The sequence below is a fragment of the Deltaproteobacteria bacterium PRO3 genome, assembly GCA_030263375.1.
In the GTDB taxonomy this organism is placed as follows: domain Bacteria; phylum UBA10199; class UBA10199; order DSSB01; family DSSB01; genus DSSB01.
This window is the reverse complement of record SZOV01000059.1, coordinates 1-20,864: the sequence shown is the minus strand read 5'-3', so window position 1 is coordinate 20,864 and position 20,864 is coordinate 1. Positions and strand designations below refer to the sequence as shown.

The following is a 20,864-nucleotide window of genomic DNA, read 5'->3' as shown; positions in this document are numbered from 1 at the left end:
GATCTCGATCAGGCGTTGCAGCATCTCGGTGCCCAGACCGCGGCGCTGGTAGGCGTCGGAGAGCAAAAGGGCGAACTCGCTGCCTTCCGCGCCGCGCATGCGGATCAGGTGCCCGATGCCCACGATCGAGGCCTGGCCCGCGGCGTCGCGCGCCTCGGCCACTAGGACCATCTGCCGCGCGTAGTCGATGAAGCAGAGCTGGGCCAGGCGGTCGTGGCGGGTGCGCTCCTGCAGGTTGGGCGTGCTGAAGTAGCGGGAGAAGACGCTCTCGGGCGAAAGGCCCCTCTCGAAGGCGGCGATCCGGGGCTCGTCCTCCGGACGGATGGGACGCAGGCGGACCAGGGTTCCGTCCCTGGTCTGGAACTCCCAGCGGTACTGAAGCGGGTAGGGTCGAATCGCCGCCCGCGGCAGCTGCGAGGGACTTTGTTGCAGTTCGTGCAGCAGCACCCGGGCGTCGAGGGCCAACATCCCGGTCTCCGAGACGAGAAGTGGGTTGATGTCGAGCTCGCGAATCCAGGGCTGCTCGACGATGAGGCGGCTGAAATCGACCAAGAGCCCTTCCAAGGCTTTCAGGTCGACGGGCGGTCTCCCCCGGACCCCTAGCAGGGCCCGGTAGATGCGGGTCTGCGACATCAGCGTTCGGGCCAGCGTCGTGGTCAGCGGCGGCAGCGCCAGAGCCCGATCGCGATAGACCTCCACGAGGGTTCCGCCGGAACCGAACAGCATGACCGGGCCGAACTGGGGGTCGCAGTTCGAGCCCAGGATGAGCTCGTAGCCCCGCGTCTCCACCATCGGCTGGACGGTGACGCCCTCGAAGGCCTTCGGGCCCACGCGATCGGCGACGTTGGCGGCGATCTTGCGAAAGGCCTCGCGCACCGCGACCGCGTCGAGCAGGTTCAGCTGGACCCCGCCGACGTCGCTCTTGTGCGTGACGCTGCGGGAAAAGATCTTCAGCACCACCGGAAAACCCAGCGACTCGGCGATGGCGACGGCCTCCTCCTCGTCTCGGGCGATGCGCGTCGGAACGGTGGGGATGCGATAGGCCGAGAGCAGGGCCTTGGACTCGGCCTCGTCCAGCAGGGTCCGGCCCTCCGCGCGGGCCCGCTCCAGCAGGGCGCGGGCGGCCTCGCGGTCCGGGGCGCCGGCGCCGTCCCCCGGGGGGAGGCTGGGCGTCTCATACAGATTCTTCAGGTGGGCGCTGTACTGCCACATATAATGAAAGACCTGGGCCGCCGTGTCCGGGTAGGGGAAGGTCGGGATCCCGCCCTCGTTAAAGACGTCGATGCCGGCTTCAACCTCCTCGCCCCCCATCCAGCTCGCCAGCAGGGGCTTTCCTTGGCGGTCGCCGATATCGGCGAGGGCCTCGGCCGTTCGGGTCGGCTCGCTCATCTGCTGCGGCGTGAGGACCGCCAGGACGCCGTCCACGCCGGGGTCTTGCAACACCGCGGCGACGCCGCGGAGATAGCGCTCGGGATCCGCGTCACCCAGCAGGTCCACGGGATTGCCGCGGCTCCAGTGCGGGGGCAGGAAGTCGTTCAGCTTCTTCATGGTTTCCGGAGCCAGGTCGGCCAGCTCGCCGCCGACCGAGGCCAGGGCGTCGGTCGCCAGCACGCCGGGGCCGCCCGCGTTGGTCACGATGGCGAGGCGCGGACCGGCGGGGCGCGGCTGCTTCGCGAGGGTCTCCGCCATCAGGAAGAGCTCGGCGATGCGCCGCACGCGCAGGACGCCGACGCGCCGGAAGGCGGCGTCCAAGACCTCGTCGCTGCCGGTGAGGGCGCCGGTATGCGAGGCGGCCGCGTGGGCCGCGGCGGGGCTGGCGCCGGCCTTCAGGACGATGATCGGCTTTTTCAGCGCCGCCTCGCGCGCCGCCGAGAGGAAGGCGGAGGCGTCGCCGATCGATTCCATGTAGATCAGCAGGCTCTGCGTCTCGGGGTCGTCGCTGAAGTAGTCGATGAAGTCGCCCCAGCCCAAGTCCAGCATCGAGCCGATGGAGACGAAGCCGCTGAAGCCCACCCTTTCTTTCAAACTCCAATCCAGGATGGAGGTGCAGAGCGCGCCGCTCTGGCTGATGAGCGCCACCTTGCCGGGGAGGGCTAAGCGCGAGGCGAAGGTGGCGTTGAGGCCGGTGGAAGGGCGCATCAGGCCCAAGCAGTTGGGGCCGACCAGGCGCAGGCCGCCGCGCCGGGCCTCTGCCAGCACGCGCCTCTCCAGCTCGGCGCCCGCGGGGCCGGTCTCGCGGAAGCCTGCCGAGAGGATAATCGCCCCCCGCACCTGGGCGGCGCCGCACTCGGCGATCAGGCCGGGGACGGTGGCAGCCGGCGTGGCGATCAGGGCCAGATCGACGGGACCGGGGAGGGAGGCCAGAGAAGGGTAGGCCCTTTGCCCCAGGATCTCCGAGCGTTTCGGATTGACGGGATAGACCTGCCCCGCGAAGCTACGGGCCAGGTTCTCCAGGAGGGCGCGACCGACGCTTCCCTCGCGCTCGGTGGCGCCGATCACGGCGATGGCGGCCGGCGAGAAGATCGGGTCGAGCGGACTGGGCGGACGGCCCCAGAGGTTGTGAATCGGTTCCGGTTGTCGGCGATCTTGGGCCATTTGCGGCGATTATAGGTCAGGGCCCCTCCGCTGCCCATCGTAATGATCGCCGGTTGACAGCCCCGCGGGCCGAGTTTAGGACCCGCCCATGCTTATCGAAAAGATGGCCCTCGGGCCCTTCCAATGCAACTGCAGCATCCTGGCCTGCGAGACCACGAAAGAGGCGATCGTCGTCGACCCCGGCGCCGAGGCGGAGCGCATCCTTCAAGGCTTAAGGGAGCAGGGCTGGAAGCCGAAGTACCTTGTCCATACCCACGCGCACTTGGACCACGTCGGCGCGACGGAGGGCCTGCATCGGGCCACCCATGCCGAGGTCTGTCTGCACCGCGAGGACGCCTTCCTCTACGACAACGTCGCCATGCAGGCCGCGCTCTTCCGTCTGCCCAGCTTTACGGTCCCCGCCGTCACGCAGTGGATCGAGGACCGTGACGTCCTCAGCTTCGGGAACTACAAGATGGAGGTCCTGCACACGCCCGGCCACACGCCGGGCAGCCTCAGCTTCTACGTGCCCACCGAGGCGGGCCCGCAGGTCTTCACTGGGGACACGCTCTTCATGGGCAGCATCGGCCGCACCGACCTCTGGGGCGGCGACATGCCGACGCTCCTGCGCTCGATCAAAGACAAGCTGATGGGGATGGGGGATGACGCCGTCGTGCACCCGGGACACGGGCCCGAGACGACCATCGGCGCGGAGAAACGGCACAATCCCTTCCTGCGCCGGTCCTTTTAAAAGCAGTCTCCGAAGCGATTATTTCAGGAAAGACTCGAAGGCGTGGATGATCCGGCGCGAGAGGCGCAAGGTGAATTCTTGGTGGGCCTTGGTCTCTTCGAGCAACTTGGCGCCGTATTCCTTGTGGGGCAGCTCGCCGCCGTATTCTTTGACCCAGGAGGCGACCAGCTCTTCGGTGACCTCGGGGTGGAAGTTGAAGAGGTAGCAGTTGCCGTTGACGCCGGTCGACTGGTAGCGGCAGTTGGGGCTGGTGACGTACCAGTAGCCCTGCGGCGGGAAGCCGTTGAAGGTGTCGTACCAGCAGAAGACGGGGATTTTTTTCTCTTCGATCTCCCCGTAGATCACGCTGTTGCGGGAGTAGTCGGGGTAGATCTCGGCGGTGATCCAGCCGATCTCGGTCTGCGGCGCCCGGGCCACCCAGCCGCCCTGGGCCTGGCAAAGCAGGTTGCCGCCCTGGCCGACGCCCAGCACCGGGAGGTGCGCCTCGAGGCAGGCGCGCAGGAAGGACAGCTCTTTATTGAGCCATTCGACCTGTTCGGCCCGGTCGACCTTCAGCTTGAGCGGGCCGCCCAGGGCGATGACGCCGGAATAGTGCTTGGCCTGGTCGGGGGCGGGGAGGTTTTTGGCGCCCTCAAAAACCTTGCGGTATTCGTAAGGGATTTCGCGGCGCTTCAGTTCGGCCTCGAAGCTGCCGGCGGTAAAGAGCGGGGCGTTTTGCAGTATGAGGACCTTCCCCATGTCGTGACTCCTGAAAGGGTTCAAAAGCGGGGGGATCCTAAACACCGGCCCCGCTGCTAGGCAATCCCTTTTTTTCCCGGAGATCGGCCGTTGGAACCCCGGGAAGTCCTTTGACTCCGGCCCTAACTCAAAGTATAGAAAGGCGAATTTCAGGGGTTTTCATTTTAGGCCTCGCGTTGGGGCTGGCGCGTAGCTTTCTTTCATCAGCCGTTGCTTAATTCAAAGGAGAAAAATCTATGAGTCTTTGGAAAAAGTCTTTAACCTTTTTGGCGGTCGGCGCCTTGCTGGCGGGCTCGGCGTCCTTCCACGACGCCCTGGCCGCGAAGAAAAAGTCCGGGGCCGCGAAGGCCGCGCCCGCCACGGGCGACAACGCCAAGATCTCTTCCGATCCCGACGCGCCCACGGTCAAGGAAGCTCGCTTGCTGAAGTGGGAGGCGGTGGACCCGCCCGATCGCGGCAAGAGCCCCGAGTTTTTCATCCGCGGCGTCTACGTCGCGATGGAATCGATGGAAAACGAAGGCAAGTCCAAGGACTTCTACCGCCTGACCATCCTCCCGGTCGAAGTGGTCGAAAATCCCTATCGCAACGTGGTCTACGATCACTTCGTCAACGGGCTCAAGCTCCCGGTCTTTCTCCCCAAGGACCTCAAGAAGCAATTCAAGAAGGGCGGCGTGGTCGAGGTCAAGCTCTTCTACACCACCAAGGAAGAGCAGGCGATCGGGCACGCGAAGATGATCGCCTTCACCTACAACGAGCAGATCATTCCCTATCCCGCGGGCCCGGCCTCCTACGTGAAGATCGGCGGCCTGGATCCCGAACAATACCTCAACGCCTTGAAGGGCATGGAGCTGTTCGGCGACAATCCCAAGGATAACGAGCTGAAGGTGGGCTTGGATGCCCTGGCCAGCAGCTCGCCGAACGCCGAGGTGAAGTCGAAGGCCACCGCCTTGCTCGCCGCCATGTATGGCGCCCAGCCCTCGGGCCAGGCCCTCCTGCCCGCGCCCAGCGCGGCCACGGCCGAGGCCCCGACGAAGGGCAAGAAGAAGAAATAATTTTGCCGTTCGGCAAATAAAAACCCCGTTCCAAATCGGAACGGGGTTTTTTTTCGAGAATTAATCTTCGGTTTAAGGCGCCGGGGGCGAGGGGGCCTGCGGCATGCCTTGGAATTCCTCGGTGAACTGGCTGACCCGCCACTTACCGCCCTCCTGGCGGACCTTCACGAAGACCTTGCGGCCGCCGATGTCCTGGGCGTTGGAGTGCACTTCGAAGATGTAGCTGGCCTCGTCGGCCGCGCCGGCGGGCGGGGTGCTGGCCAGCCGCACGTCGACCTGGGGCTTGTCGGAGGCGGGATCGGGGGCTACGCCCTGGAGCAGGGACAGCTGCTGCTTCAGCTTGTCGGCGGCCAGTCCGCTGCTCATCTCGGAGGCGGCCTTCGTGTCCATCTTGACGTAGTAGGCCTCCATGAACTGCTTGGCCACCTGCTCGGACTCGTTTTTGGGCCCGCAGGCGCTGACCGTGAAGGGAATCACTAGGCTCATCAGAAAGGCGCGTCGGGAATTGGCCGACATGTTTTCCTCCTCGTTTGGATTGTCCGGACGGCTGCAATCATCCATGCGAAAGCCATGCCTCCCCGTAAATGACGACCGTCATCAGTAAGAAGATCTCGATAATAATCGGAGTCATCGCCTTAATCCAGGCAAAAGGCGTGAAGCCCCCGTCGACCTCCCGGCGGATGAAGGCGTAGGCCACCACCGACTGGGCCGAGCCGATGTGGGTCCAGCAACCGCCCGCCGCGTAGCCCGCGATCTGGGCCATGGCGAAGAGGTACAGGGTGCCCAACTCGAGCCCGTGCAGGGCCCGGCTGGCGAAATCGGCGACGATGTTGTTGTCGAGGATGGCCGAGAGGAAGGCCGCCCCGGTGAATTGAAGATAAGCGAGGGTCGGCACGCCCAGCGAGTTGATTCCGGCATGCAGCAGCTCGGAGAGCTGGGCGAAGAAGCCCGTCTTTTGCAGCAGGGTGATCGAGAAGAAGAGCGGCAGCAAAAAGAGGTACTCCATGTACTCGTGCTTGGCGTCGTGCAGGGCCAGGCGCCGCATGCGGGTGAGGCGGTAGATCCCTGCGAAGGCGACCGCGAAGCCGGCGAAGGAGGCGTAAAAGAGGGGGAAGTCGTGGTCGATGGCGTGCCAGACTAAAAAGGCGACGAAGGGAATGAAGGCCAAGGCCCCGATCCACTGGGCCTTGACGCGCTGTTGACGCATCGAACGCAAGACTCCCTGGATGTGGCGGGCGCAGGCGTCCTTCCTGTCGTGATGCCCGGCGACCTCGTGCTGGTAATGCAGGTCCAAGTCCTCGGCGAGATTTTCAGCGACGTAGAGCCCCAGCAGCTTGCGCCGCGCCTCCACCGGGACGCCTTCCCGGATCAAGGCCGCGCCCAAGGGCTCGCCCTCGTGGAGACGGCGGTCGACGGCGGGGTGCTTGTCGCCGAGGACGTCCTTGTGGAAGTCGACGAACTCGGCCGCGATCAGGACTTGGCCGTGCCGCAGGGCCTGCAGGAAGCGCACGTCGGCGGTGTGCAGGTCGAGGATGTCGAGCTTTTGCGTGTCGACCACCTTGCCCTTCAGGCGCCTGCGCACGTTGAAGTAGACGATCAGGTAGCTGCCGACGGCGACCGGCAGGCAGTAGCGAAGGAAGAAGGCGTTGTCCAAGTGCGGGTGGAGGTTGGCCTTCATGATCAGGTTGGGCGGCTCGCCGTAGGCCAGCCACATCCCGCAGACGGTGGTCACGATGGTAGAAACCATCACCGCGTAGAGCACGGCGTCGTCCTTCACCTTCGCCAAAAACAGGATGAGCACCATGACGCGGATCATCAGGCCGATCATCGAGACGCCGTCGAGGATCCCCGAGGCGAAGGCCACGATGGCGGTGAGGATGGCGATGGTCGGAGCGACCTTGCCGCGGTTTTTCTGCAGGACCGAGAAGCTGATCGTCTCGAGCAACCGGGTCTGCGCGATGGCCGCGACGAAGAGGGTCAGGCCCAGGATGAAGAGCATGGTGTCGGCGTGGATCAGCTCGTTCAAGCCGTGGAGGCTGAGCAGCCAGTGTTTGAGGAAGGCCGAAAGGGCGGAGAGGCCTTCGGTCTCAAGGCCCCGGCGCAGGTGCGAGGTCGGCCACCAGAGGTTCCAGAAGGTGGCGAAGATGACCAGCCCTGCGCCGTAGGTGATGGCGTTCTTGTCGATCCGGTAGCGGATCGAGCCGAAGACGAAGAGGCTGATCACGGTAAGAAAGACCTCGGCGGCGACCAAGTCGGGCGGCAGGGCCACCTGGCGGCCCAAAAAGTAGACTCCGATCGCGAGGATCAGGCATCCGAGCAGGAATTTTTTTGAGGAGATCTCGACGAGGTTGTTGGCGCTGTCCTTGGCGTTTTCCATGATAAAAAATCACAAGACCCGGCGGTAATCTTCGATCTCTTTTTCCCACACCTTGACCCCGCAGAAGCGCTCGCCTTCGGGGCAGATCGGCTTCACGCCCGCGTGCTTGCGGATGTAACAGGGGGCCAGGATGTGGCGTACCAAGGAGGGATGCACGTTTTTCACGGCCTTCAGCTCGTCCATCGTCGCGTAGAAGATCTCCTCCTGCGCCGTGTAGCACGCACGGGTGTGCCACTTGTGGTGCAGGTTGAGCAGGTCCCCCGATTCTTCGAAGCGGATCGGGAAGGCGTTGGGGAGCAGGTAGAGCGCGAATTCTTTCTTCAGTCCCATGTCGAGCAGGCGGTTGATCGCCGCGAAGCTCGCCTCCATCGAGGCGCGGTAGAGCTCGAGGGCGGCCTCGTTTTCGCGGATCAGCAGGGGGACGATGTAGTCGGGGCGCCCGGTGTAGTGCGCCTCGAGCAGGGGACGCGAGGCCGGCGTCATGCGGTGGCGTTGGTCCTGCGAGTCGGCCGTGTGGCTGATCTTCTTGCGGAAGGTGTAGTGCACGTGAAACAGCGTCCGCGAGAGCTTGGAGAGGGTGTTGACGTTGAGCGTGTCGGCTAGAAAGCGGTTTTGCGCGGGATTCAGGACCGCCTCGATGGCCTGCTCGTCGGAGAGCTGGGCCCGCGTCACGCCCAAGACCGAGCGCACCGACTGCGCCAGGGTCTGGGGGGCGTGGGCCTTGTAGTCGATCAGCGCGGCGTAGTGCCCCTCGAGCGAGGCGTCGAATTCGCGCAGGTAATTTTCGTGTACCGGAGTCTTGTCATGGAAGGCCTGCATCCAGCGGAATTCCGGCGTCTGCTCCGGCGGCAGCGGGTCGGAGAGCTCGCGGGCGAATTCGGGGTCGAGCTCGAGGACGGCCGCAACCATCTGCGCGACGACTTGGTGTTGCTCCCAGGGCGTGTCGTAGCAGTCCATCAGGCGGTGGTAGCGCATCAGCGTTAGGGCGGACACGGTGTGGTAGAGGTAGGCGTGGGTCGCGACCGGCAGGACGTAGCGCGCGACCTCGTAGGCCTTTTTCTTCAGGACCGGCTCGTAGCGGTCGAGGTACTTTTGCCGGACCGGGAAGATTTGAAAGTATTCTTCCTTCACTCGGGGCAGGAGCAGCTCGATCAATTTCTCATAGTCCGCCATCTGCGCGGCGACGGCGTCTTCGTAGACGCGCCGCTGGGCCTCGTCCATCGGCGGCACGGTGTAGCGGCCGCGCGCGACCTTGACGTAGCGCTGCGAGACCTGCTCGCTGTTGTAATAGGGGTGCGAGTGCAGGAAGGACCAGATGAATTGCCGCGAGACGTTCTCCAGTGAGAAGACGAAGTGGGCGTGCTGTCGCGTGGTCAGGTGCCCGGCCTCGCGGGTGCTGGCGGCGATCTTGTCGCGCAGGGCGCGGGCCTTTTCGTCCTTGTTGACGTCGGGCACCCGGATCACCCCCTTGGCCGAGTAGCAGGTGCGCGCGGTCGCGACCGCAAGGTCGTAGGGATCGCGGATGACGGCCTCGAGCGTCACTTTGGGGGGAGGAGAGGCGGGGGTCTCCATGAAAAGGATCTCCTGCCTCCAGGACTAGGCAATTTACCCGGGGGCGTCAACAGCCAAGTGCCGGCGTGTCGAGGTGCCGAAGTGTCTAAGTGGGGATAGGGAAGCCCTTTCAATATCTGTGGATAAAGCGCCGCAGGGCCGCGATGCCGGTGCGCAGCTCGGGCTCTTGGGCGAGATAGGACAGGACGAGGTGGGTCCCGGACTCGTCGTCGTAGAAGTAGCCGGGGTGCAGGAAGACGCCCTCTTCCTCCATGAGCCGGATGACGAAGCCCTCCTCGTCGAAGGGCATCTCCTTGGCCACCGAGAGGGTGAGGTAGAAGCCGCCTTGGGGTGGGTGGAAGCGCAGGGCCGGTTCTTCCCGCAACAAGGCGACGGCCAGGTCGCGGCGGCGGTGGACCTCGCGGCGATAATCCGCCAGGAAAGGGGCCCCTTCGGCGAAGAGGGAGGGCAGGGCCTCCTGGATCGGGATGTGGCAGGAGAGGAAGGTGTCCGCGATCGTCTCGAGGCGGTCCAAGGCCGGCGCGACCCGCGCGGGCTCGCCGCTCAAGGCGATCCAGCTGAGCTTGAGGCCGGGCAGAGCGAACATCTTGGAGAGGCCGTTCAAGGTGAAGCAGAGCCTCGGCCTTTCCAGGGCCATGGGCCGGGGGAATTCGTCGGGGCCGAAGTAAAATTCGGAAAAGACCTCGTCGCAGACCAACGGGAGGTCTTTGGCGTCGGCCCAGGCGACGAGCTTGGCGATCTCCTCCGGCGAGGCGACGGCGCCGGTGGGGTTGTTGGGCGAGACGAGGAGGACGGCGCGAGTCCGGGCGTCGGCGCGGCGCTCCAGCGTGTCGAAGTCGATGGCCCAGGCGCGGTCCTCGCGCAGCGGGTAGTGCCGCAGCTCGACGCGCGCCAAGGTCGCGATGGAATCGAAGAGCGGATAGGCGGGCACGGGGGCCAGCAGGTTGTCTCCCGGACCGGCGAGCAGCGAAAAGAGGTAGAAGAAGGACTCGCTGGTGCCGGAGGTGAGGATCAGGTGCTCGGGGTCCAGCGCGGCGCCCTGCCCGGCGTAATAATTTGCGATGGCTTGGCGGGCCTGCGGCAGGCCCTTGGGGTGGGGGCGGTAGTCTTGTCTTTGGAAGTAATCTCGGTAGGCCTTTTCGAGGATCGCGCCGGGGAAGTGGAAGCCTTGGTCGTTGGGATTGCCGGCGTAGAGGCGGAGGATCTTCTTTCCGGCCGCAGTCAGGCGGCGGTGAGTTTGTTCGATGGGGTTGAGCTCGTGTGCCACGTCCGTAGGGGCCGTTCGCGAACGGCCCCTACGGAGGTCGCTCGGTCACGGGCGTCGGTGATTATTTTAACAGATGCTTCAGCGCTTCCCTCAACCCCGGATACTGAAACTTAAACCCCGCCTTCTCCAACTTGGCCGGCACGACGCGCGCGCTGGACAGCAAGAGCGCGTCGGCCATCTCGCCGATCAACATCCGCGCAGTGGAGGCGGGCAAGGGAAAGCAGGTCGGGCGCCACAACACCCGTCCCAGGGTCTTGGTGAATTCTTTGTTGGTGACGGGATCCGGGGCGATGACGTTGACCGGGCCGCGCAGGGTCTCGTTTTGGATGGCGAAGTCGAAGGCGTTGACGACGTCGTCCAGGGCGATCCAGCTCCAATACTGTTGGCCGCTGCCGATGACGCCGCCCAGACCGAGCTTGAAGGGGAGCAGCATCTTCTTGAGGGCCCCGCCCTCGGGGCTGAGCACGACGCCGAGGCGGAGGTTGACCGTGCGGATGCCGGCCTTGGCGGCCAACTCGGAGGCCTCTTCCCAGGCCTGGCAGACCTCGGCCAAGAAGCCCTCGCCTGGAGGGCTGTCTTCGGTGAGGGGCTCGTCGCCCCGCGAACCGTAGAAGCCGACGGCCGAGGCGCAGATCAAGGCCTTGGGCTTGTTCTCGAGGTGGGCCAGTGCGTCGGCCAGGGCGCGGGTGCCGTTGACGCGGCTGTCGCGGATCTTGCGCTTGCGGGTTTCGTTCCAGCGGCCGGAGGCGATGTTTTCGCCGGCGAGGTGGACGACCACTTCGGGCTTTAAATCCGAGAGGCCGGTCTTGTCGACGCTGCCGCCCTCGGGGTTCCAGTAGGCCTCGCCGCGCGAGGCGTTGGCGGGGTGGCGGACGAGCCGGCTGATCGTGTGGCCTTGGGAGCTCAGGCGCTCGCGAAGCGCGGAACCGACCAAACCGCTGGCGCCGGTGATCAAAATTCTCATATATTCTTCCCTTTGTTCCGAGGTCGAATCGACATTCCCCGGGCGGCGAAAGCCGCGTCCCTTATCCAAAAACCCCCCTTCCGACGCAAGGAAAATTAGTCGCCGCGGCCCTTGCCGGCGACCCTGGAGAGGAGGCGGCGCAGGCCCGCCCAGAGACGGTTTTTCACGGCCACGGCGGCGGGCGGGGGAACGAGGCGGGGCCCTGCCGATGTCGCCTCCGAGGCCGCTCGCAAGACGCCGATCGCCACGTCGCCGTCGGAGTAATACCAATCCCCCTCGCCGTTGCGTCCGTTCAGCGTGGGGCCGATGCCGGACACCGAGTGCCGGGATTCGAGCCGCCCCGCCGCCTGCAGATCGGCCATCAGGCGGTCCCGCTCGGCATCCACGTCGGGGGCGATGTGGTGGAGGATCTGTCCCGTGTAATGGCTGAATCCGATGCCGACGTCGAAGGTCGCGGCGCCGATCCAGAAGGGACGGCCGGGGAGGCCCAGCGAGTCGGCGCGCCAGAAGCGGACGTGGTGGCGCCGTTTCAAGGTGCGGCCCGCCACCTTCTCGAAGGCCAGGTCTTCCTTGCGGTCGAAGAGATAGAGGTGGCTGATGGGGGCCTGGGGATAGGGCTTTTTCAGGGCCAGGGTCTTCGCCATGCCCCAGAGGCTTTGCAGGCGCAGGGGATCGGCGGGGAGCCAGCCGGCCGCGGCGAGGGCCTGCTGGAGCTCGGTCTCGTCGCCGATCAGGCCGACGTTGAGCGGGTCGCCCGGCAGGCCTTCCTTGGTGCGCGTCACCGCGGGCGAGGCGGACATTGCGGGCTGCGCGCCGTAGTGCCGCCAGAAAAAGGGCAGGAAGAAATAGGCCAAGAGCCCGTAGGCGAGGATGGCGAGGACGAGGAGGATCAGCATGGTTTTCGTTCAAGACATAAAAAAACCCGCCCCGGGAAACGGGACGGGTTTTGCAGAAATGCGTTTGGGCTTACCAGCGGCCGCCGCCACCGCCGCCGCGGGGACCGCGATCGCGACCGCCGCCACCGCCGCCACCGCCGAAGCGCCGGCCACCGCCGCCGCCACCACCGCCGCCGAAACCGCCGCCACCGCCGCCGCTGCGGGGGGCCATCGGGCGGGCCTCGTTCACCTTCAGGGTGCGGCCGCCGACTTCCTTGCCGTTCAGTGCGTTGATCGCCGCCTCGGCCTCGCCGTCGTTTTCCATCTCGACGAAACCGAAGCCTTTCGATTGGCCCGAAAATTTGTCTTTGATGACCTTCGCGGAGAGGACCGCGCCGTAGGGTGCGGCCAGTTCATTCAGTTGAGCGTCGTCGACCGAGTAGGGAAGACTGCCCACATAGAGTTTTTTGCTCATTTTAGAGAGCTCCTTTAGGGTAAAGGGGTTTTTGGTTCGGCATCTTTCTCTGAATGGGGCTAGGAAAGAAACGGTAGGCCCGAAAAACAGGTGGGTCGACTGCCAATCCAGCAACTCATTAGGGTCAGAATGCAATGCAAAAACTATCATGAGTCCCAAAACCTGGCAATTAGTAATGCAGGGGCCCGGTTTGTACGACCTCGAAGGCGTTTCCGGGGACCGTCTTGAGCTGCTCGAGGTCCTCGTCGTCCCAGCGGGCGTCGGTGGCCCCCGAGATGAACCAATCGCTGCCGTTGTCGGCCAGGAACATCCCGTACTTTTTGAGGGCCTCCAGGACGACCCGGGAGGCGCCGGTAAAGCCGGAGGTGTCGAAATTGGCCTTCAGCCGGACCCTCAGGCCCATGGGCGGCGCGTCGGGGTCGGTCGTGTCCCCGGCCTGGTGCGTGGCCGGGTGGATGAAGGCCCGCTGGGTCGAAGCGACGGTGAAGCGGAGGGCGTGACGGATTTCCCCTTGGGTGACGGCCTCGTCGTAGCGGACCAGGCCCGGGAGGATGGGCAGGCCGGCGGCATCGGCCGAGGTCCAGGTGTCTGGACGTAAGGCATTGGAATTTAAATTGAAAATGGCTCCGGAGAAGGCCTCCCAACCCGGGCCGACATACTCGGCCGCAAACATTTCGTACAGAATGCAGTTATCCGTATCCAAGACCAAGACATGCCGGTCGCCCCCGGCCTCGACCGGGGCGTCGGGGGGGATGGGATAGGGCCCGGGGTCGCTCTCGTCGGCCTCGCTGAAGGAGACCGGGACCTTGGGCTGGTCGCCCTTCACCGTCGTGTAGGGGATGCCGTAGTCGGGGTTGCTGCCGAAGTCGGGGTGGAGGTTCTCGGAGTCGCCGTTCATGTGGGCGATATAATCGTCGGAGTTGGGGTCGACGGGGTCCTGGGAGACGTCGCGGTTCCAGGGGTTGTCGGGGGGGAAAATGGCGCAGTCGCCCAGGCTGCCGCCGTTGGCGGCCCCGGAACCCCCGGTATTCTGGGTCTGGGCTCCATTGGAGCCGCCTCCCGAGCCGCAGGCCGAGGCGAGCAAGAGCGGCAGCAGGTATAGGAAGCATCGCACGGTCTTTGACACAGTCATGGAATCCCCCCTTCCGGTCTGTATCGGCCTAGACCGCGCGGCCGACAAAGGCAAGCCGCCCGGCAACCTTTGGGCCGTCGGGCCGATACCAGACTGTCTCCACGCGAATAGGGCTTAAGGGGGTTACATGAAGGCAAGCGCCTCGCCGCTAGGCGTCCGATCGACGGCCTTAAACGCGGAATACCAATCTCTGCTCCGAGAGACCGATCCCGAATTGCGCGATCGGGGCCTTTTGGGCTTCGCGCATCGTCTAGAGTCGGCCGGATTCGGCGAAACGGCGCGCTCCCTCTATATCAAGCTCGGCGACAGCACGACGCCTTCCGTCCAAAGTCGCGCCCGGCAACATCTCTCGGGGCGCGAGGCGCCGTGGGGCTTGCGCGCGGAGCGTTGGTTGGCGGACGGCGCCCGAAGTTTGGCCGATCCAAAGCTTTGGCTTCCCATGGCGGCGGGAGGCGTTTTTTTGAGGATCGGCGCGAGCCGTCTCGGCCATTGGGCGCTGAGCGCGGCCTTCCGAATGCAGCGCGGCTGGAGCGGCCTGGTGCCCCTGACCCGCCGCGCGGTCCTGCCCGCCGCGGCGGGATTGTTGACCGCCTGCCGCTCGAGGTCCGAAGAGCATTTCCGGGGTGTCGCGCAATGGGTTCGGCGGGAAAAATTGGAGATCAACGGCAACGACTCTGCGGGACGGGTCCTCTATATCCGGCAAATGCACGATTTCCCCGGCCTGACCTCCCAAGAGGCGCGCGAGGTCGCCGACTACCAGCGGCATATCCTGAACGAGCTCGAAAGGGAGAAACCGAATCACATCTTTTTGGAATCCCTGGCCGAGGATTATCCGCCGCGCTCCAAATTCCATCCGCGTCCCGGGCCCTTTCAGTTGATTCGCAACGTGTTTCCATCCGGAATCCCGCGGGAGCTGAACGCGAGCCAGCAAAAGCTATTGTTGGAGGCGGGGGCGGGCATGATCTACGCCGCGCTCCGCGATGAGGTGTTCCTCCACAAGACCTGGACCGAAGAGGAGGCCGAGGAAAATTATCGCCGGCTCTATAAGGGGACCGGCCGCGAGGCCTTGGCCCCCGAGGAGGCGGTCAAGGATTACGGTTGGATCATCCAATTGGAGAAAAACGTCCCGGAGGTCTTCGACGCCCGCGAGACGATGGCTGTCCGCGAGGTGATGCACCTCCTGGAAAAAGAACGCGGCGCGAAGGCGGCCTTGATCTTCGGGGCGGCGCACGAGTTCGCCGACGATTTCAAGAAGCAGGCCAAGGTTCCGACGCTGCGCTCGGTGGTTTGGGAGCCGGGTGATTCCAGGGATGGCGCCGTTTGGCGTTGAGCCATGGGGATACTCCTGATTCAAGGTTTGCGGATGGCCTGGGAGATCAGGATGACCGTCTTCGCGGAGGGGTCCGGTTTTTGTGCGCAAGAGGGGAATTTCCCTTCGCTCTGTTTGGGGTAGATCGTAAGGATCAAGTCGGCATTTCCCGGGGGAGTAATTTTTCTGGAGGCATGCTCCCCGCCGACGGCTTGAGCCCCGAGCCTTTTCTCGAAAAATTCCGTCACGGTCGCGACGGAATCGCCGCTCGCGAAACTTTTCCACTGAATGTGCATCTTCTCGCCGGAGACGTGCTCGTTGCAGAGCCGCGTCGAGCCGGGATACTGCGGAATGTTTTCGAGGGAGAGGTCGGCCGTTAAGCCCTCGACGGCCGTGAAGGCAAGGGCGGAGCCTAGAATGGTGAACGACAAGTATTTTCGGAAGGAAGGCATGCGGTTCGATTTCTCCTGCTTCGACGAGGAGCCGTTGGCATTTTCCCAGCCTTGGGGGGCCTTGTCGAGGACGATTTCCCTAGGCCTGTCGGCCGTAGGGGGCGCCAAAAAATCCCCGGCACCGATCCTTGGGTATCCAGTTTAAACTGCGGCCCGGCTTCGCTTTCCGTTTTTTCGAAGCGACTCTTTATCCAATACCTTCTTTAGATATTGCCCGGTGTAGCTTTTAGGATTTGCCGCGATCTGCTCCGGCGTTCCGGTGGCCACGATCGTGCCGCCCTCGTCGCCGCCCTCGGGGCCCAGGTCGATGATGTGGTCGGAGGTCTTGATGACGTCGAGGTTGTGCTCGATCACCACCGCCGTGTTGCCGCCTTCGACGAGGCGTTGGAGCACTTCCAATAAACAATGGATGTCGGCGAAGTGCAGGCCGGTGGTGGGCTCGTCCAAAATATAGAAGGTGCGGCCCGTCGAGACCTTGCTCAGCTCGCGGGACAGCTTGATGCGCTGGGCCTCGCCGCCGGAGAGGGTCGTCGCCGATTGGCCGAGCTCGATGTAGCCCAGGCCCACGTCCACCAAGGTCTTGAGCTTGCGCTTGACCGTCGGGATGTTGGCGAAGAACTCCATGCCTTGCGCGGCCGACATCTTGAGGACCTCCGCGATGGACTTGCCCTTGTACTGCACCTCGAGGGTCTCCCGGTTGTAGCGCAGGCCCTTGCATTCTTCGCACTCGACGTAGATGTCGGGCAGAAAGTGCATCTCGATCTTGATCATCCCGTCGCCCTCGCAGGCCTCGCAGCGCCCGCCCTTCACGTTGAAGGAGAAACGGCCCGGCTTGTAGCCGCGCATCTTAGACTCGTTCAGCTCGGCGAAGAGGTCGCGGATCAGCGTGAAGAGCCCCGTGTAGGTCGCCGGGTTGCTGCGCGGGGTGCGGCCGATCGGGGTCTGGTCGATGTTGATGACCTTGTCGATGTGCTCGAGGCCCTTCAGTTCCTTGTATTTGCCGGGGACCTCGCGGCTCTGGTTCAGTTTCTGCGCCAGGGCCTTGTAGAGGGTGTCGTTGATCAACGTCGACTTGCCGGAGCCGGAGACGCCCGTGATGCAGGTCAGGGTGCCCAGCGGGATGTCGACGTTCAAGTTCTTCAGGTTGTTGGCCGAGCAGCCCAGGATGCTCAACTTTTCGCCGCTGCCCTTGCGGCGCTGCTCGGGAAGCGGGATCGATTTTTTTCCGGAGAGGAATTCCCCCGTCACCGAGGCGGGATCCGCCATGATCTGGGACGGCGTGCCGTGGGCGACCAGGTAGCCGCCCTCGACGCCCGCCCCGGGGCCCATGTCGATGACGTAGTCGGACTCGAGGATGGTCTCTTCGTCGTGCTCGACGACGAGCACCGTGTTGCCCAGGTCGCGCAGGCGCTTGAGGGTCTCCAAGAGCTTGGTGTTGTCGCGCTGGTGCAGGCCGATGCTGGGCTCGTCCAGGATGTAGAGGACGCCGACCAGGGAAGACCCGATCTGGGTCGCCAGCCGGATGCGCTGGCCCTCGCCCCCGGAGAGGGTGCCGCTGCGGCGGTCCAGCGAGAGGTAGTCGAGCCCGACGTTGTGCAGGAAGGTGAGGCGCTCGTTCAGCTCTTTTAAGATGCGCTCGGCGATCTGCATCTCCTTCTTGCCCAGTTTCAGCTTCCCCAGCGTCTCCAGGCACTGCTTGACCGAGAGGGAGGTGATCTCGTGGATGGCCTTGCCGTTGATCTTGACCGCGGTGGCCTCCCGCTTCAACCGGCTGCCGCCGCAGAGCTCGCAGTCCTGGAAGGCCATGTACTTTTCCAGCTCTTGGCGCATCCAGTCGCTGTCGGTCTCGCCGTAGCGGCGCTTCAGGTTGGCCAGCACGCCCTCGAAGGTCGCGGTGTAGTGCTGCTTGCGGCCGTTGCGCTCGTAGGTGAAGCGGACCTCCTCGTCGCCCGCGCCGTTCATCACGATGTCCTGGTGTTTTTTGGCGAGCCTCTCGTAGGGAATGTCGGTGCGGAACTTGAAGTGCTGGGCGACGGCGTTCAGGATGTTGGGATAATAGGTCGAGGTCTTCGAGTACCAGGGCGCAACGGCGCCCTCTTCGATCGTGAGGTGCGGGTTGGGCACGACCAGCGTGGGGTCGAAGAACATCTTGCTGCCCAGCCCCTTGCACTCGGGGCAGGCGCCGAAGGGGTTGTTGAAGCTGAACAGGCGCGGCGAGATCTCGGCGAAGCTGATCCCGCAGTCGATGCAGGCGAACTTCTCGCTGAACAGGAGCGGCGCGGCCGCGGGCTTCGCGCCTTCCGGGAGGAACTCCACCTTCGCGATGCCTTCGCCGAACTTGAGCGCCGTCTCCAGCGAATCCGCGAGCCGGGTCTTGACGCCCGAGTTGATCACCAGGCGGTCGACGAAGAGGTCGATGTCGTGCTTCTTCTTCTTGTCCAGCGAGGGGACCTCTTCCAGCAGGTAGGTCTGCCCGTCGATCTTGACGCGGACGAAGCCCTTGCCGCGCAGCCCTTGCAGCATCTGCCCGTACTCGCCCTTGCGGCCGCGGATCAGCGGGGCCAGCAGGTGCAGCTTGGTGCCCTCCGGCAGCTTCATCAGGTGATCGACCATCTGGGTGACGGTCTGGGCGCGGATCTCCTTCCCGCACTGGTAACAGGTGGGGGTGCCGACCCGCGCGAAGAGCAGGCGGAAGTAGTCGTAGATCTCGGTGACGGTGCCGACCGTGGAGCGCGGGTTGTGGCTGATCGTCTTCTGCTCGATGGAGATGGCCGGCGAGAGGCCCTCGATGGTGTCGACGTCCGGCTTGCCCATCTGCTCGAGGAACTGCCGCGCGTAGGCGGAGAGCGACTCCACATAGCGCCGCTGCCCCTCGGCGTAGAGCGTGTCGAAGGCGAGTGAGGACTTCCCCGAGCCGGAAAGCCCGGTGATTACCACCAGACGGTTACGCGGGATGTGGACGTCGATGTTCTTGAGATTGTGCTGGCGGGCACCCTTAACGATAATCGCCTGAGGCTCCATAAGCCCTAACGACTAGCTGTCCAAGGGCATTGGGGTCAAGGGCTGCTTATTCCAGGAACTTCTCGATCTCGCTTCCCGGGATCGCCCAATAGGCGCTATCGGCGAACTTGAAGGGGTGGGGAGTGCGGCAGGCGATGAGCCCCTTTTCGATGGCATCTCCCTTGTAAAAGGTCTGGAGAGCCATGAAGCCCTTCAAGGCATCCTCGCGCGGATTTTCGCTGAGCTTGCATTCGATCGCGATGAAACGGCCAGCCTTTTCAATCAGGAAATCCACTTCCTCGCCGTATCCGGTCCTCCAAAACCAAATCGGCGGGCGCTCGGCCCTGTCGTGGAAGTGCCGCAGCAACTGCGCCAATACGTGGTTCTCCCAAAAGGCGCCGACCAAGGGCGAGCGTTGCAGCTCTTCCCAGGTCTGCACCCCGACAAGAAAGGCCGCTAGGCCCGTATCCATGAAATATAATTTCGGCGACTTGACCAGGCGCTTTCCCAAGCTGCGGTGATAGGGTTCCAAAAGGAAAATCTGGCCGGAGGCCTCCAGCACCGAGATCCATTGCTTGGCCGTGTTGGGCGAAACGCCGACGTCACGAGCCAGATCGGAGTAGGAGAGCAGTTGTCCCGTTCGAATCGCGGCGGCGCGCAGCAGCCTCTCGAAGTCGCGCAGGTCGCCGACATTTTTTAAATTTCGCACGTCCCTTTCGAGGTAGGTCGCCAAATAAGAGGAGTACCAGTCGCCGGGTTTGAGGATGTTCCCGCTGTAGAGCTCGGGGTAGCCGCCCTGCACGAGATATTTTTGGTCGGGAAATTCGGGGAAGCTAGCCGAGACCTCCGAAAAGGAAAGCGAGTGCATTTCAAGCACGGCACAGCGCCCGGCCAGGCTTTCGGAGATTCCCTGGATGAGTGGAAAGGTCTGGGAGCCCGTCAAAAGGAATCTGCCGGGCCGGCGATCGGCATCGATGCGGATCTTCAATTGGCGGAACAGCGAGGGCGCATACTGGATTTCGTCGATCAAGAGCGGCTCGTCGAGCTGCGAGAAAAAGTCCTGCGGATTTTCCTCCGCTTGGCGGGCCAGCGAGGGGATGTCGAAGCTCCGGTAAGAGGCCTGGGGAAACAGGTGGCGCAAGAGAGAGGTCTTGCCGACTTGCCTTGGACCGGTGATCAAAATGGCCGGAAAACTTCGGAATAGCCTCTCGACCGTGGGGGAGATGTTTCTCTCGATCCACATGAGGAAATAATGCATCCTGATTGCAAAATTGTCAATATATTGATTTTATTTAATTTTTTTAAGAAAAAAATACCGTTGGGCATCCAGCGCAATCAGCCGGATAGGGATAAGAAAACCAAAGTTAGATGAGGTGAGGAAAAGGGCGGCCCACTTAAGCCAGGTAAGAATCGGGGCTCTCGCGACGCTCGTCGCGGCCCTCGCCGCCCTCGTGGTTCGAGCCGCCGCCCTGCGATCCTCCGCCGAAGCCCTGATGTCCGTCCTCGTCGACCGTGGTGGGACCGTCGACGTGGTAGGTGCTGCGGCCGCTCAGGCCCATGGCCAAGGTGGCCAGCGGGGTCGGCCCCAGGCTGCTGGGGTTGGAGGTCAGGCCCTGCATGCCGGAGAGGCTGGTGAGCAGGGCGGGGACGAAGAAGGAAACCGCGTTCAATCCGAAGCCTTCGCGGGAGGCGCCTTCCGGAAGGGCGGAAGCGACATGGGCGACGCGCACCGGGGCGCCGCCGTCGGCGGGCACCGCGGACTCTAAGCCGGGGAGATTCGCGGCGCCGTTGGCCAGGACCGGGGCCTCGCCGCCGACCGGGGCGACTTCCGAGGCGGAGCCGCCTTCGCGGTTCAAGACCCGGCCGATGTCCTCGGCTAGGAGCGTCGCCACCGAGGTGGAAGTGCCGAAGAGGTTTCCGGTGAAGCCGTTGAGTGGGAGCGCGTCCGCCAGGATACGCAGGCGCAACAAGTCTTCGAAGGTGCCGGCCGGAAGACCTGCATTCCTTTGCACGAAACTCACAATACCTTCGGTGGGCACGCCTTCCAGCGGGGTGCCGGCGGTGCGCTGCTCGATCATGGTCGCGAGCTGCTCGGCGATCGCCGGATTTGTCAGGACCGCGGAAGCGACCGCCGCCGGGGCCGCGGCGCCGGGCAGCAGGGAACCGAGGGTCGCCGCCACTGCGCCCGCTCCGCCTGGCAGGAGGCTTAGCGCGCGAGCGCCGCCTTGGCCGGCGGGCGCGAGGGAAGAACCGTTCGAAGGATGGGCCACCGGCGACGAAGAGCTGGTGTTACAAAGCGGGGCGATCTGCGCCTGGCCTTGCATCC

The 20,864-nt window shown here is 64.2% G+C and carries 16 protein-coding genes; 3 read left to right on the top strand and 13 right to left on the bottom strand.

Annotated elements, in window-relative coordinates; translation table 11 throughout:
- The coding region (locus FBR05_10090) for a bifunctional acetate--CoA ligase family protein/GNAT family N-acetyltransferase (protein MDL1872545.1) at positions 1 to 2,595 on the bottom strand (2,595 nt) is incomplete at its 3' end.
- Positions 2,596 to 2,683: 88 nt separating this feature from the next.
- Between FBR05_10090 and FBR05_10085 the strand changes: the two genes are divergently transcribed.
- Positions 2,684 to 3,325 carry an MBL fold metallo-hydrolase gene (locus FBR05_10085; protein ID MDL1872544.1) on the top strand — a complete coding sequence of 214 codons (642 nt, stop codon included), beginning with the start codon at positions 2,684 to 2,686 and terminating at the stop codon, positions 3,323 to 3,325.
- 18 nt (positions 3,326 to 3,343) lie between these two features.
- Here FBR05_10085 and FBR05_10080 read toward each other — a convergent pair whose 3' ends face one another.
- Positions 3,344 to 4,063 (bottom strand): hypothetical protein, encoded by a 720-nt coding sequence (locus FBR05_10080; GenBank protein ID MDL1872543.1) that lies wholly within the window; start codon positions 4,061 to 4,063, stop codon positions 3,344 to 3,346.
- A 236-nt stretch (positions 4,064 to 4,299) separates the two neighbouring features.
- Between FBR05_10080 and FBR05_10075 the strand changes: the two genes are divergently transcribed.
- A complete protein-coding gene (locus FBR05_10075; GenBank protein ID MDL1872542.1) occupies positions 4,300 to 5,115 on the top strand; it encodes a hypothetical protein in 816 nt (271 codons plus the stop codon).
- Positions 5,116 to 5,187: 72 nt separating this feature from the next.
- Here FBR05_10075 and FBR05_10070 read toward each other — a convergent pair whose 3' ends face one another.
- The 8 genes from FBR05_10070 to FBR05_10035 all read right to left on the bottom strand — a co-directional run bounded on the left by FBR05_10070 (position 5,188) and on the right by FBR05_10035 (position 13,639).
- Positions 5,188 to 5,631 carry a hypothetical protein gene (locus FBR05_10070; protein ID MDL1872541.1) on the bottom strand — a complete coding sequence of 148 codons (444 nt, stop codon included), beginning with the start codon at positions 5,629 to 5,631 and terminating at the stop codon, positions 5,188 to 5,190.
- A 37-nt stretch (positions 5,632 to 5,668) separates the two neighbouring features.
- A complete protein-coding gene (locus FBR05_10065; protein ID MDL1872540.1) occupies positions 5,669 to 7,492 on the bottom strand; it encodes a hypothetical protein in 1,824 nt (607 codons plus the stop codon).
- A gap of 9 nt (positions 7,493 to 7,501) precedes the next feature.
- Positions 7,502 to 9,064, bottom strand: a complete 1,563-nt coding sequence (locus FBR05_10060) for an FAD-dependent thymidylate synthase (GenBank protein MDL1872539.1) — start codon at positions 9,062 to 9,064, stop codon at positions 7,502 to 7,504.
- Positions 9,065 to 9,173: 109 nt separating this feature from the next.
- Positions 9,174 to 10,331 carry a pyridoxal phosphate-dependent aminotransferase gene (locus FBR05_10055; protein ID MDL1872538.1) on the bottom strand — a complete coding sequence of 386 codons (1,158 nt, stop codon included), beginning with the start codon at positions 10,329 to 10,331 and terminating at the stop codon, positions 9,174 to 9,176.
- A gap of 61 nt (positions 10,332 to 10,392) precedes the next feature.
- Positions 10,393 to 11,295, bottom strand: a complete 903-nt coding sequence (locus FBR05_10050; GenBank protein ID MDL1872537.1) for a TIGR01777 family protein — start codon at positions 11,293 to 11,295, stop codon at positions 10,393 to 10,395.
- Positions 11,296 to 11,390: 95 nt separating this feature from the next.
- Positions 11,391 to 12,191: a hypothetical protein gene (locus FBR05_10045; protein MDL1872536.1), complete on the bottom strand. Its 801-nt coding sequence runs from the start codon at positions 12,189 to 12,191 to the stop codon at positions 11,391 to 11,393.
- A gap of 70 nt (positions 12,192 to 12,261) precedes the next feature.
- Positions 12,262 to 12,645 carry an RNA-binding protein gene (locus tag FBR05_10040; GenBank protein ID MDL1872535.1) on the bottom strand — a complete coding sequence of 128 codons (384 nt, stop codon included), beginning with the start codon at positions 12,643 to 12,645 and terminating at the stop codon, positions 12,262 to 12,264.
- Positions 12,646 to 12,814: 169 nt separating this feature from the next.
- Positions 12,815 to 13,639 carry a hypothetical protein gene (locus FBR05_10035; protein MDL1872534.1) on the bottom strand — a complete coding sequence of 275 codons (825 nt, stop codon included), beginning with the start codon at positions 13,637 to 13,639 and terminating at the stop codon, positions 12,815 to 12,817.
- 265 nt (positions 13,640 to 13,904) lie between these two features.
- Here FBR05_10035 and FBR05_10030 point away from each other — a divergent pair, with 265 nt between their 5' ends.
- Positions 13,905 to 15,107 (top strand): hypothetical protein, encoded by a 1,203-nt coding sequence (locus tag FBR05_10030; protein MDL1872533.1) that lies wholly within the window; start codon positions 13,905 to 13,907, stop codon positions 15,105 to 15,107.
- Positions 15,108 to 15,127: 20 nt separating this feature from the next.
- Here the strand turns inward: FBR05_10030 and FBR05_10025 are convergent, their stop codons facing one another.
- Genes FBR05_10025 through FBR05_10015 form a run of 3 tightly spaced genes read right to left on the bottom strand, consistent with a single transcriptional unit; the run spans position 15,128 to position 19,796 of the window.
- Positions 15,128 to 15,646 (bottom strand): hypothetical protein, encoded by a 519-nt coding sequence (locus FBR05_10025; protein MDL1872532.1) that lies wholly within the window; start codon positions 15,644 to 15,646, stop codon positions 15,128 to 15,130.
- Between the two features lie 33 nt (positions 15,647 to 15,679).
- Entirely contained in the window at positions 15,680 to 18,559 is a 2,880-nt protein-coding gene (gene uvrA, locus FBR05_10020; GenBank protein ID MDL1872531.1) for an excinuclease ABC subunit UvrA, read from the bottom strand.
- A 46-nt stretch (positions 18,560 to 18,605) separates the two neighbouring features.
- Positions 18,606 to 19,796 carry an ATP-binding protein gene (locus tag FBR05_10015; GenBank protein ID MDL1872530.1) on the bottom strand — a complete coding sequence of 397 codons (1,191 nt, stop codon included), beginning with the start codon at positions 19,794 to 19,796 and terminating at the stop codon, positions 18,606 to 18,608.
- Between the last annotated feature and the right edge of the window lie 1,068 nt (positions 19,797 to 20,864).